Raw genomic sequence first — 12,805 nt, forward strand, 5'->3', positions numbered from 1 at the left:
GTCGGCCTCCTGTTGCGAGGATGAGTGGAGGTTTACCTGAAATATTGGAAGGAGTTCAGGGACACCAGTAAAGCGATAGCGGTTTTACAGTCTGAGAAAGTATGGCCCGCACCGGCATGGTTTCCACCGGGCCGGTTTCAAGGGCCTTGTCGAGCACTTCGGCTTTTTCGGCCCCTTCGATATGAAGATAAAGCGCGCGGGTATTGAGAAGATTGGGCAGGGTAAAGGTGACGCGCGGTTCACCTGCTCCGGGCGCTTCGATTGCAAGGGTCGGCCCCTCGTCTGTCAGCGCCTGGGTAAGCGCATCTCCACCGGGGAAAAACGACGCGGTATGCCCATCATTGCCCATGCCAAGGATTACAGCATCGAAGGGTGCCGGAACGGCACCAACGGCGCTGTTGGTCTTGGCAATCTGTTCGAGGGTTGGCAAATCGCCGCCCGACCACAGCGGGACAAATTTCGCAGCGCTCGCCGGGCCCTGCAGAAGGTTCTGCTTGACCAACCGGGCATTGGAGCGATCCGAGTCTTCATCGACCCAACGCTCGTCGACAAGTGTGACCGTTACATTTTTCCAATCCACGTCATCGCGAGCGGCAAGCATCTCGAAAAAGCGCTTGGGCGTCGAACCGCCCGAGACCGCAAGCGAAGCAGCGCCGCGCTCTTCCAAACCGGCATTGAGGTTTTCAACCACTGCATCGGCCAAAGCCTCCGCGAGTTGGTCCTTGGAGGAAAATACGTTGCGTTCTATGCTCATCAATCGTCCCCTTCGTGCCAGGTGCGACCATCGCGTTCAATGAGGGCGACTGAGGCGGTTGGGCCCCATGTGCCAGCCGTATAGGCTTGCGGAGCATCCGAGGCATTGTCCCAGGCATTGCGGATCGGATCGACCCATTTCCATGCCTCTTCCAACTCGTCACGACGCATGAACAAAGTCTGGTTGCCGCGAACGACGTCCAGCAGAAGCCGTTCATAGGCTTCGGGCGTCCTCTCGGAGAAGGTTTCGGCAAACGAGAGGTTCAATGGAACCTCGCGCAGGCGCATGCCGCCCGGACCTGGGTCCTTGATCATCAGGAAGAGTTTGACGCCTTCATCGGGTTGCAGCCGGATAACGAGCTTGTTGGGCTTGGGCGCACCTTCGGCGTGATCGAAGATCGAGTGCGGAATGGCGCGGAACTGGATGACGATTTCCGACACTCTTGTTGCAAGCCGCTTGCCGGTGCGCAGATAGAAGGGCACACCCGCCCAGCGCCAGTTTTCCACCTCGGCCTTTATGGCAACGAAAGTTTCGGTTTTTGAGCCTTTCTTGTCGTCGGGCAATTCATCCTGATAGGAGGCAACAGAGCCTCCATTGACCGCTCCGCCGCGATATTGACCGCGCACAGTCATGCGCGAAACGGCGTCGCCGGTGATCGGCTTTAGCGACCGCAGGACCTTGAGCTTTTCATCGCGCAAGGCGTTGGCATCGTCAGACGCGGGCGGCTCCATTGCGACCAGGCACAAAAGCTGCATCAGATGGTTCTGGACCATATCGCGCAGCGCTCCGGATTCATCGTAATAGCCGCGGGTGCCTGCCCCTACTTCCTCCGCCACGGTTATCTGCACGTGGTCGATATGAGCAGCATCCCAGATCGGCTCGAAAAGAACATTGCCAAAACGTAGGGCCAGAAGATTTTGTACCGTTTCCTTACCGAGATAGTGGTCGATGCGGTAAACCTGATCTTCGGCAAAGACTTCGGAAATCGAGTCATTGATTTCCATCGACGATTCAAGATCATTGCCCAGCGGCTTTTCCACCACAACGCGAGCATCGCGCCGCCAGTATCCCTTTTCATCGAGATAGGCGCAGATGGGACCGAAAAGCGACGGCGCGACAGCGAGATAAAAAGCACGCACAATTTCAGGGTCAGAGCGCAACTTGGAATCGAGATCGGCCCAACCGGACTTATCGGTTACATCATTGGCGAGATAGGAAAAACACGAGACGAATTTGTCGATCGTCTTTTTATCCTGATAGTCCTTTTGGACAAACTCGGTCACGGCTTCACGGGCAAATTTCTGGAAATCTGCGTCATTCAGCTTGGTGCGCGATACCCCGATGATATGGGAGCGCTCGTCGAACTGGCCATCGAGAAACCGGTGATAGAGCGCGGGGATCAGCTTGCGCTTGGTCAGGTCGCCAGTTGCGCCAAAGACAACATAGTCAAACGGCTGTACGGGGATGATGCGGGCAGACAAGGGCTAGCCTCCGAAGCTCAAGATGAGAAATTCACTGGTTCTGCCGGGCCAGAATTATGGCACCGTGCAGTGGTTCAGAGCGGGGCAGACAAACATAATCGCCATGGCGGATTTCCAGAAGCGGCATAAGCCGCTGACCAAATCCGCCCACGATTGCCAATTTATCCGCACCGCAGGACTTAAAGTAGCTCACATAGCGATCGATATAACCAAGCTCGATTTCCATAAGCTCGGCGGCGACCGGATCGCCCTTTTCAAAATATTCGATAAACATGGGCATTAGCGCACCGTAATCGGCAGGCTGGCGTCCCGAAAAACTCCAGTCCATCACAGCATCGAGCGATCCGCCGAGCTTTTCAATGACCGCCTCGGTAAGCGGCGAGCCTTCAACAAGACCATCGGTGGCTTCAACGGCATAGCGCACCAGTTTGCGGCCCAGTATTGCCCCTGACATCTGATCGCCAATGTGAAAGCCCCAGCCACCGACTTGATAACGCTCTCCCTTTACCTTGGCCAATCCGGCAGAGCCGGTCCCAACGATAATGACCGCACCATCGGCGCCTTCATGGGCGCCTGCAAGCGCTATGTCGATGTCGTCGAAGACCTCAACTTTGGCAAAAGGCCAATCGCGCGTTGCGAACGTCTCCCGAGCCGAGGGCAAGCGCCCTCCCGCCATGCCGAAGCAGGCAACGGCTTGAGCGGCTTGCGCATAGTCGATGCCGGCCTGCGCAAACACCTCTCGGGTGCCGTCCATAATCGAGTGATAGGCGGGATCGCCATTTTCAAGCTGGAGATTGGAACGGCCGCCGCGCGCTTCAGCCAATATGTTCATATTGGAATCGGCCAGCCGAACGCGGCAATTGGTGCCTCCCCCATCGACGCCGAGAAAATATGTGGTCAAGTTCGCATGCTCCGGATATCGATTTTGAGGAACGGCCTAAGACAAAAGTCGTATATGGTCAAATTCAATATGGTGGAAAGCGCTGCAATTGTCGCCACAAGCATGCCATGCTCGCAAGGCTATCTGATTGCAGACCAGCCATGCATAAGGCTTTAGGCTTGCAGATGTGGCATATATCAAGATGCGGCGATCAATGACTCGCCGTCATTGGAGGGGCGAAACCTATGAGTCGACATGTTCTGATTTTGGGCGGCGCACGGTCAGGCAAGACTTCGCTGGCCGAACGTGTGGCAATGCGCCTGGGCAGCAGACCTGCCTATCTGGCAACCGCCGAGGCGCTTGACGATGAGATGACCGAGCGTGTCGCAGCCCATCAGCGATCACGATCCGCCCGGTTCGCAACAGTCGAGGAACCGTTGGAGCTGCCCGAAGCGCTGTTTGCGACCGCGCAACAGCACGACGTGATTCTCGTCGATTGCCTGACGCTATGGATCACCAATCTTTTGAGCATGGAACGCGATGTTGCCGATGAGGTGGAAGTTCTGGCCGACACTTTGCAATCGATCGAATCAACGCGCGTATTGCTCGTGTCGAACGAAGTCGGGCTTGGCATCGTACCCGACAACGCCTTGGCCCGCACGTTCCGCGACCTGACAGGCTCGGCGCATCAGCGGCTGGGCGAAATCTGCAGCGACGTCTATTTCGTCGCCGCTGGCATTCCAATGGTGGTCAAGGGCAAGCCGCCGGAACTTTAGAACTCGATACCAGCCTGCGCCTTGACACCCTGTTCGCGGAAAGGGTGCTTGATGAGCGTCATTTCCGTCACCAGATCGGCGATGTCGATCAACTCGTCCTTGGCGTTGCGGCCGGTGACGATTACATGGGTATCGGCGGGCTTGTTCTTTAGCACCTCAATCACCTCTTCGAGCGGCAGATAATCGTAGCGCAGGCAGATGTTGAGCTCATCAAGCAGCACCATCTTGTAATTTGGGTCGGCAATCAGTTCCTTTGCCTTGTCCCAGGCTGTGCGCGCCGCGGCAAGATCGCGCTGGCGATCCTGAGTATCCCATGTGAACCCGTCCCCCATGGCGTTGATCGACACCTGATCGGGAAAGCGTTCCAGAATGTCGCGTTCGCCCGTCCCCCACTTACCTTTGACAAATTGCACAATCCCGACATTGAAGCCGTGAGCAATGGCGCGAAATACCATGCCAAAGGCTGCAGTCGACTTGCCCTTTCCCTTACCGGTATGAACGATCACCAGTCCTTTTTCCGCCTGATTGGCAGCAACCAGCTTATCGCGCGCCGCCTTTTTCTTTTTCATCTTTTCGGCATGGTAGGCATCGCGTTCCGCTTCGGTCATGCGGTCGGTTTTTTTGGTGCGTTCTTCGGTCATCGGGCTCCCCCCTCAAGATAGGCATAAGCGGAATTGGAGCGCGGAGACCAGAAACCGCGGTCGCGCGCCTCATTGAATTTGTCGATCAGTTCATCATAGCCGAAGCGATTGCTGGTCAGCAGAAAGTCGCGGGTTGCGTCGTCCTCGACGAAAGCCTCGAATGCCAGATCGAAATGATGGGATTTGACCGCGCCGGTAGTGGCGGCAAAACCGAACATGAAATCGACGGTAGCGATAATCTCGAAAGCGCCGCGATAGCCGTGACGTTTCATGGCTTCGATCCATTTGGGATTGACAACGCGAGCGCGCATGACGCGCGCGATTTCTTCTTCCAGCGTGCGTACGGCAATGCGATCGGGACGCGAAGTATCGGTGTGATAGGCGGCAGGCCGGATGCCAGAAAGGGTTTCGACAGCGGCCGACAGTCCGCCTTCGAACTGGTAATATTGGTCGGAATCAAGCAGGTCGTGCTCGGCATTGTCCTGAACATGAACGACCGCATCGGACGCTTTGAGACGTTGGGTGAAGGCGGATTTTTCCGCAATGCCCTCCGCATGTGCGCCATAGGCGTATTGGCCGGTTGCAATAACGGCTTCGGCCAGATCGGCCTTGTCCTGCCAATTGCCGCCATCCACCAATTTGCCGACGCCCGTGCCATAACCACCCGGCGCAGCGCCGAAAATACGGTGGCCCGCGCGCAAAGCGGCTTCATCCTGGGAGGCGCCGGTCTCCATCAGCCCCAGAACGTCGGTGCGCATGCGGGCGGCGATTGGATTATCTTCAATCGGCTCATCGAGCGCTCCAATGGCACGAACGGCCTTGTCGAACAGCGCGATCTGGGCCGGGAAGGTATCGCGGAACAGGCCCGAAATGCGCAAGGTGACATCGACGCGCGGGCGATTGAGCTTGGCGAGCGGGATAATCTCGTAGCCCATGACCGAGAGCGATGCACCTTGCCAGACCGGCTTTGCGCCGATGAGCGCAAGGGCCTGCGCAATGTCATCGCCGCCGGTGCGCATATTGGCTGTACCCCAGACACTCATGGCGATGGACTGGAGCCAGACACCGTGGTCCTGAAAATGTCGCAGCAAAAGGCTTTCGGCGGCCTTTTGCCCCAAGGCCCAGGCGGTTTGTGTGGGAATGGCGCGATTATCGACCGAATAGAAATTGCGCCCCGTGGGAAGCGTATCGATCCGCCCGCGCGTCGGCGCGCCGGAAGGGCCGGGTGCTATAAACTTACCGTCCAGTCCGTCGAGAAGCGCCTTGATTTCGCTCGGTCCCGACGCAGCGACACGTGGACGGATAGTGGTTTCGATCTGCTCGAGGACGGCGGCTGTGGCCGGCCAGTCGGGATCAGCTTTGCGGCCAGTAACAAGCTCGGCGGCAAGCGCTTCCAGCCGCTCGACAGTATCGCCCGCACTGCGCCAAACGCCGCCGGTGTCCAAGATTTGGGGTTTGGGGCCGGTCCATTTTGCGGCCATTTCCAAGGTCAGCGGATCGGCACCGAGTTTGAGGTCATCGGCCAGGGCGCGGATCAATGACGCATCACCATCCCGTCCCTCGCCGCGTGGCACGCGCGCAAAGGCGACGAGAAGATCGCGCTCGAAATCCCCTTCTGGTGATTGCCCAAAGATGTGCAGGCCATCGCGGATCTGCGTTTCCTTGAGTTCGCAAAGGAAATTGTCGATTTTGGTTAGTGCCTCGAGCTCATCCTCGGGGAGCCCGATGTCGCGATCGAGCCGTGCATCGCGGGTGAAATCGAGAATGCGGCGCTTGAGCTCCTCGAGCCGCCGCTGGTCCATACCCATGGCCGCATAATATTCATCGAGCAGCGCTTCGAGATCCTTTAGCGGCCCATAGGTTTCGGCACGCGTCAAAGGGGGCACAAGATGATCGATAATGGTTGCGCCGGCGCGGCGCTTGGCCTGTGTGCCCTCGCCGGGATCGTTGACGATGAAGGGATAAAAATGCGGCACCTGCCCCCAAAGCACTAAAGGGTAGGACTCGCTGTCGAGCGCATTGGCCTTACCCGGCAACCACTCGAGATTGCCATGCTTGCCATTGTGGATCAGCGCATCGACGCCGAATTCGTGGAGGAGCCAGAGGTAAGCTGCAACATAGGCGTGTGGCGGCACCAGATTGGGATCGTGAAAGCTCTCTTCCTCGCTCATGTCGTAGGCACGCGCTGGCTGTAGCAAGATCGCGATATTGCCGAGAATCTTTACCGGCAGATGAAAGGCATCGTCGCGCACAAAAGGATCGGCCTCCGGTGCGCCCCAGCGCTCGGTCACATCCTCGGGGATACACGGGTGCAGCGTCGCCAGCCAACGCTTATAGGTCTCAACAGGCAAGACGGCGTCGGACACTCCATGCTGCGGGCGGGCGTTGGTAGGGCCGGACTGCAGGTATTCGATGAGTGCGGTGCCGGACGCAGGCGCCATAGGAACTCCGTACCCACCATCCCCCAGCACCCGCAAAATCTCTACTGTCGATTGCGGGGCGTCGTAGCCCACGCCGTTGGCCAACCGCCCGTCGCGCAAGGGATAGTTGGCGAGGACAAGTCCGATCCTGCGCTCGGACGGTGATTTCCCGCGCAGGCGGGCGTAATTGGCAGCAAGGTCCACAGCGCGCGTGATGCCATCGGGCTCCGGCGTAAAACTGGTCAGAGGGCACTGGGTACGCTCATGCCAGACGGCTTCAGCCTTGTGTCCGACGATCAACCCGCCGATCCGCCCGTCGATTTCGGGCAAAACGATCTGCATTGCGAGATCTTTGGCCGTAAGGCCGCGCGGGTCAGTCTCCCACATGGCGGGCGGGCGCGAACCCTGCACAAGCTGAATGATCGGTGCGTCGGTCAAGGCGAAAGGATTTTTCTCATCAGCCAGATCGTTAATGCCCAGGGCAAAGCCGGTGAGGTTGAATATGGCAACGGGTTGGACCTCGCCGAGCGCCTCGCGGACAAACCGCGCGCAATCGCCGGCTTTAAGCGAGGAGATGACGATGGGCACTGGCGCCAGCCCGTGGCTTTCGAGACCGTCCATCAATGCCTCAAGTGTTGCGGTCCCTGCACCTTCAAGCACAGCGCGGTAAAAGAGGATGGGGACATGGGCCGGCTTGGGCGCTGGTGAATCTTTGGACTCGGGACAGACCGCGCGCGGCGGTTCAACGACGATCCCGCGCTGGCGGTCCCAAAACCCGAAGGCTGGGAAGGGCTGTGCGTCTTGCGGCACGGGTATGTTCTCGGCCAAAGCGCGAAAGGCCGCAAGTATGGCATCGGCATTGTCGGGACCGCCGGACAAAAACAATCTGTGCAGCGCGTGCCAATCGGCTTCGGAGATGGTCGAACGGGCCGAAAGGGTTGGATCGGGACTGGCGTCACCGGGCAAAAAAGCCAACGGAATGCCGTTCTGGCGCGCGAGCATTTCGATTTCATCGCAACCATAGGGCCAATAGGCCGCGCCGCCGATCAGCCGGATGACGATGAGCTTTGCATGGACCAGTGTTTGCTCGCACCAAAGATCGACCGAAAAATTATGCGCAAGGCGCATGAGGTTGGCCAGCCGCAGCCCGTCCTCTCCCGCCCGGTCAGCGGCGGCGGCCAACATCGCCAGCTCACTATCGGCCGACGAAGCATAGACATAAGCGCCAAGCGTCTGGGCAAGGTCGATTGCCTCACCTTCCTGTTGAAGCGCTCCGGCCTGTGCAGCGAGCAGGTGCATCAATCTAACCTTTGGAAAACGGGCGCGCCATGGCCGCCAACGCCATCACTCCGGCCTCAATGCCGCTCATGGGCGCCCTTTTTTAGCTCTCAGGCCGCCTGCGCCACGCTTCTCAGGCTCGCCTCAATGGCTTGGCGGGCAAGCGGGGTTTCACCGATCACGACAAGCCTTGTTTCGCGTGCCTCGCCATCTTTCCATGCCCGGTCAAAATAGGCGTTGATGCGCGGGCCCACTGCCTGAATAGCAAGGCGCGCATTGGCGCCGGGAATGGCAGCGAAGCCCTTGAGCCGCAAAATGTCATGGGTGGCGATGGCTTGCGCGATTGTGTCGAGCAACTGATCGCGCGCAGGTCCAGAGGGTAATGTTACCGAAAAGCTGTCGAAATCGTCATGCTCATGGGGTTCCCCGTCATGTTCGAGCTCGTGGTGGCTTTCGCGTCCCTCAAGATCGTCTTCCGAACCCATACCAAGTCCTAGAAGGGCCATGGCGTCCACATGCCCGTTTGCGGCGCGGATGATCGAGGTGCCCTTGCGCATGTGCCTTTTGAGCTCGGCTTCAACCGCTTCAAGCGCATCGGCATCCACCAGATCGGTTTTGTTGAGAACGATCATGTCGGCAGCGACCATCTGATCCTCGAACAATTCGCCCAGAGGCGTTTCGTGATCGAGCATTTCGTCAAGTTTACGCTGTGCATCGACCGCCGCTTCGTTGGCGGCAAAACGCCCCTCGGCAAGCGCGGCGGCATCGGCAACCGTCACAACGCCATCGATCGTGACTTCGGTTTTGATTTCCGGCCAGTTGAAAGCCCGGATCAAGGGCTGGGGCAGAGCGAGGCCCGAAGTTTCGATAACAATATGATCGGGGCGATCGGGGCGCGCTAGCAAGGCTTTCATGGTGGGAATGAAATCGTCGGCCACCGTGCAGCAAATGCAGCCATTGGCAAGCTCGATCATGTCTTCTTCGCGGCAGGTTTCATCGCCACAGCCGGCCAGAACGTCCTTGTCGACGCCGATATCGCCAAACTCGTTGATAATAAGCGCAATGCGCTTGCCCTTGGCGTGCGCCAGAAGGTGGCGAACGAGCGTTGTCTTGCCTGCACCAAGAAAGCCGGTGATGACAGTGGTTGGGATTTTTGCGATTGCAGTCACGTTTCCATTCTCCTTACCTGTCCACCCGACAGGCCAGATCAAAAAAGGCAGAAAGGCCGAAAGCCGTTCTGGCGAAGCGTGCTGGCAGGTCTCCTGGCTCGCCGCTCAAGCGGTGCCTGCGTGCCTTCCCGATCCTAACCTGGATCAGTGGCAGAAATCGCGCAGACGCCTTCGCGGCTTACAGTTGCGGGGGCAGCCACGGCATTGGCCCCTTAACGGGTCATCCGCACCGTGTTCCCTTTTGCTTTGCCAGACGAATTCTTGCATCGAAATGGCAAACCAACACGTTTGAACCTGTGACATGGGCGGTTAGCCGGTGTCAATTGCATCGCAGCTTCCGCTCGCCTATCAAGGAAGCATAGAATTTGACGTTTGCAGGGAGTGATCATGAAAACGCGGCGGTTAGGCAAGTCTGGATTCAATGTTTCCGAGATCGGGCTGGGCTGCTGGCAATTGGGCGGCGATTTCGGCCCAATGGGCGATGAGGACGCCTCAACGATATTGGCCAATGCATCGCGCCTCGGCGTAACCTTCTGGGATACAGCCGACGTTTATGGCTCGGGTCTTTCCGAGCATCGTATCGGCACACACTATGGCAAGCCCGACAATCTGATCGTGGCAACAAAAGTGGGCCGGTCGCCAACGCTCTATCCCGACAAATACACAAAGGCCGGCGTTCGCGAGAGCCTTGAAGAATCGGCAAAGCGGCTTTGTGTCGAGACAATCGACCTGGCCCAACTGCATTGCGTACCGCCAGAGGTACTCAAAGATGGTGAGATATTCGCCTGGCTTGAAGAATTGCAAACCGATGGTCTGATCCGGCATTTTGGCGCCAGCGTGGAGACGATTGAGGAAGCACAGTGGTGCCTTGAGCATGAAAAGCTTGCGAGCCTGCAAATCATATTCAACATCTTTCGCCAGGATGCGGCCGAAAAGCTTTTCGATGCCGCGGCCGAAAAAGATATCGGGATCATCGTCCGTCTTCCGCTGGCCTCGGGCCTGCTTTCGGGCAAGTTTACCAAAGACAGCGAGTTCTCCCCGTCCGACCATCGCAATTACAACAAGGACGGCAAGGCATTCTCGGTGGGCGAAACGTTCAATGGCATCCCGTTTGAAAAGGGTGTCGAACTGGCCGATGAATTGCGCGGCTTTTTGCCCGAGGGCATGGACATGACCCAGTTTGCCTTGCGCTGGATCTTGGATCACAAGGCGGTTTCCTCGATCATTGCCGGTGTATCCAGGCCCGAACAGATCGCGGTCAATGTCGAGGCTGGCGATCTGCCGGAGCTGCCCCGATCAGTGCATGAAACACTGGCAGAATTTTACCAGTCCAGGGTACGCGAGCACATTCGTTGCCAGATTTAGGCCTTTTGGCAGGCAGGTTGACGTGATAAGCGGCAGGCGCCCTATAATTTTGGACCGATAATGACCGAGCCCTCCGAAGCTGTTCGCCTGCTGTTTGCCCGTCCCTGGGTTTTTCTCAAGGGCTGCGTCCGCGTATCGGATCTGCCTGCCGACAATATCGTCGAGGTCGCTTTTGCAGGGCGTTCAAATGTCGGCAAGTCCTCACTGATCAATGCGCTTGTCGGTCAACGCGCGCTCGCGCGCACATCGAACACGCCGGGCCGCACGCAGGAACTCAATCTCTTTGCGCCCGAACAGGGCGGCATCCGCATTGTCGATATGCCCGGCTATGGTTTCGCCAAGGCTCCCAAGCCTGCGGTCGAAAAATGGAACAAGCTCATCCACCAGTTCCTGCGCGGACGTCCGAACCTTCGGCGTGTCTATGTGCTGATCGATGGCAGGCACGGCCCCAAAGCCAATGATGCGACGGTCATGAATGAGTTGGACAAGGCGGCTGTGAGCTATCAGGTGGTTCTCACCAAGATGGACAAGCTGCCGGAAAAGGGCACCGAAGCGGTGCTCGACGCGACAAGGAAATTTATTGCCAAGCGCCCCGCGGCCCATCCGGAAATCATTGCTACGTCCAGCGAAAAGGGCGCAGGCGTCGATATGCTGCGCGCCGAGATCGCGAAATTTCTCGAAGGCTACTGACGCAGGAAGCGGCTGATCGCCCGCGCAACGAGCGGGCTGTCGGATGGCTTTTGCAACGACTGAACAGCTTTATCGACCAACTCGTCGTCGGCCTGTCCGCGCCGCAACTCGGCGAGCGCCAATGTATAGGTATCGTCGAACTCGGGATGCGGTTGAAGGCTGAGCGTTGTGCCGTTTGCATAAAGCAGCCCTGCATTGGGCGTGAACTCTGAGGCCAGCAGGACCTTGGCATCCTGGGGAGCGGTAATCACCTGATCCTGATGCGAACAGGCCACCGATACACTGGCGCGCGGTAGGTCGAAAAAGCCCGGGCGCTTGCAGATCTGATAGGTGTGACGGCCCAGTCCCCAACCCTTTTCGGACTTACGCACCTCACCGCCCAGCGCATCGGCAATGACCTGATGGCCAAAACAGATCCCCACCAGCTTTGTACGCATGCCATGCGCCTTGCGGATAAAATCACGCAAGGGATCGAGCCAATCGAGCCTGTCATAAACGCCAGCCGCCGAACCGGTGATGAGCGCTGCCTGCAGGCGTGAGGGATCGGGAAGCGGCTCACCCTCGTGCGCGCGGATCGTCTCATAGGACAGGCCAGCGCCATCGCGCTCGAACATCTTGACGAACATTTCGGCATAAGGCCCGAACCGGTCGGCCAAAGGTTCAGGGACGTCGCCGGTCTGTATCAGGGTCAGTTTCATTGTGTTTCAAAATGCTCGCTGAGTGGCAAAGTCGCTGGGCGCGGCTTATCGGAGCAGATTGCAAAGAAATCAAGTCATTTCGTTGAGCCCTGAAGGGAAATTTCAGGGCTAAGCCGGGACAAAATTAAGGGCAACACCGTTGATGCAGTGACGCTTGCCGGTCGGCGGCGGTCCGTCGTCGAAAATGTGACCGAGATGTCCTCCACACCGCGCGCAATGACACTCCGTCCGAACCATCATGAATGAAGTATCGATCGAGGTGCCGATGGCATCGGGCAGGGCCTCCCAGAAGCTCGGCCAACCGGTGCGGCTGTCGTATTTGGTCTCGGACGAATAAAGCGCCAAATCGCAACCGGCGCAATGATAGATGCCGGCATCATAAATCTTGTCGAGCGGCGATGTGAAGGCGCGTTCTGTGCCATGCTCACGCAAGACATAATATTGCATCTCGGTTAGCCGCTGGCGCCATTCGTCATCGGACAGCATGAACTCGAATTCGCCCTGGGTTGCCCCGATTGCAAGACGCGGCACGAAAATCCCGGCAGCACAAAATGCTCCGGCAAGGCCTAAAAAATGGCGGCGCATAATCATGCTGCTCTCCTTTATCCCATCAACACCGATGGGCCGATCATCTGCAAATCAAGTCCATGTTA

At 58.1% G+C, this 12,805-nt stretch carries 11 protein-coding genes and 1 riboswitch; of the genes, 3 read left to right on the forward strand and 8 right to left on the reverse strand.

Annotation, left to right across the window (positions count from 1 at the left end; all coding sequences use genetic code 11):
* Positions 1-55: 55 nt before the first annotated feature.
* The 3 genes from pgl to EO133_RS14015 are packed head-to-tail and all read right to left on the reverse strand — an operon-like array spanning position 56 to position 3,136.
* Positions 56-754: a 6-phosphogluconolactonase gene (gene pgl / locus EO133_RS14005; RefSeq protein ID WP_127073270.1), complete on the reverse strand. Its 699-nt coding sequence runs from the start codon at positions 752-754 to the stop codon at positions 56-58.
* A complete protein-coding gene (zwf, locus tag EO133_RS14010) occupies positions 754-2,235 on the reverse strand; it encodes a glucose-6-phosphate dehydrogenase (protein ID WP_127073271.1) in 1,482 nt (493 codons plus the stop codon). The genes pgl and zwf overlap by 1 nt, the downstream gene beginning before the upstream one ends.
* 31 nt (positions 2,236-2,266) lie before the next feature.
* Complete coding sequence (locus EO133_RS14015) at positions 2,267-3,136, reverse strand: glucosamine kinase nucleotide-binding domain-containing protein (protein ID WP_127073272.1); 870 nt, start codon at positions 3,134-3,136, stop codon at positions 2,267-2,269.
* A gap of 224 nt (positions 3,137-3,360) precedes the next feature.
* On the opposite strand from EO133_RS14015, the gene cobU reads away from it, so the two are divergent.
* Positions 3,361-3,891 (forward strand): bifunctional adenosylcobinamide kinase/adenosylcobinamide-phosphate guanylyltransferase, encoded by a 531-nt coding sequence (cobU, locus tag EO133_RS14020; protein ID WP_127073273.1) that lies wholly within the window; start codon positions 3,361-3,363, stop codon positions 3,889-3,891.
* On the opposite strand, the gene cobO is transcribed toward cobU, so the two are convergent.
* The 3 genes from cobO to cobW all read right to left on the reverse strand — a co-directional run bounded on the left by cobO (position 3,888) and on the right by cobW (position 9,399).
* On the reverse strand, positions 3,888-4,532 hold the full coding sequence (gene cobO, locus EO133_RS14025) for a cob(I)yrinic acid a,c-diamide adenosyltransferase (protein ID WP_127073274.1): 645 nt from the start codon (positions 4,530-4,532) through the stop codon (positions 3,888-3,890). The two genes, cobU and cobO, sit on opposite strands and share 4 nt — an antisense overlap.
* On the reverse strand, positions 4,529-8,251 hold the full coding sequence (gene cobN, locus EO133_RS14030; RefSeq protein ID WP_127073275.1) for a cobaltochelatase subunit CobN: 3,723 nt from the start codon (positions 8,249-8,251) through the stop codon (positions 4,529-4,531). Before cobN ends, cobO begins: the two co-directional genes overlap by 4 nt.
* Before the next feature lie 89 nt (positions 8,252-8,340).
* Entirely contained in the window at positions 8,341-9,399 is a 1,059-nt protein-coding gene (cobW, locus tag EO133_RS14035; protein WP_127073276.1) for a cobalamin biosynthesis protein CobW, read from the reverse strand.
* A gap of 66 nt (positions 9,400-9,465) precedes the next feature.
* Positions 9,466-9,698: riboswitch (cobalamin riboswitch) on the reverse strand.
* Between the two features lie 88 nt (positions 9,699-9,786).
* Here cobW and EO133_RS14040 point away from each other — a divergent pair.
* Positions 9,787-10,764 carry an aldo/keto reductase gene (locus EO133_RS14040; protein ID WP_127073277.1) on the forward strand — a complete coding sequence of 326 codons (978 nt, stop codon included), beginning with the start codon at positions 9,787-9,789 and terminating at the stop codon, positions 10,762-10,764.
* A gap of 60 nt (positions 10,765-10,824) precedes the next feature.
* Positions 10,825-11,454, forward strand: a complete 630-nt coding sequence (gene yihA / locus EO133_RS14045) for a ribosome biogenesis GTP-binding protein YihA/YsxC (RefSeq protein WP_127073278.1) — start codon at positions 10,825-10,827, stop codon at positions 11,452-11,454.
* On the opposite strand, the gene EO133_RS14050 is transcribed toward yihA, so the two are convergent.
* Complete coding sequence (locus EO133_RS14050) at positions 11,448-12,152, reverse strand: type 1 glutamine amidotransferase (RefSeq protein WP_127073279.1); 705 nt, start codon at positions 12,150-12,152, stop codon at positions 11,448-11,450. The two genes, yihA and EO133_RS14050, sit on opposite strands and share 7 nt — an antisense overlap.
* A gap of 108 nt (positions 12,153-12,260) precedes the next feature.
* Positions 12,261-12,743: a peptide-methionine (R)-S-oxide reductase MsrB gene (msrB, locus tag EO133_RS14055; protein WP_127073280.1), complete on the reverse strand. Its 483-nt coding sequence runs from the start codon at positions 12,741-12,743 to the stop codon at positions 12,261-12,263.
* Positions 12,744-12,805: the final 62 nt, after the last annotated feature.

The organism is Pelagibacterium lentulum, from assembly GCF_003992625.1.
In the GTDB taxonomy this organism is placed as follows: domain Bacteria; phylum Pseudomonadota; class Alphaproteobacteria; order Rhizobiales; family Devosiaceae; genus Pelagibacterium; species Pelagibacterium lentulum.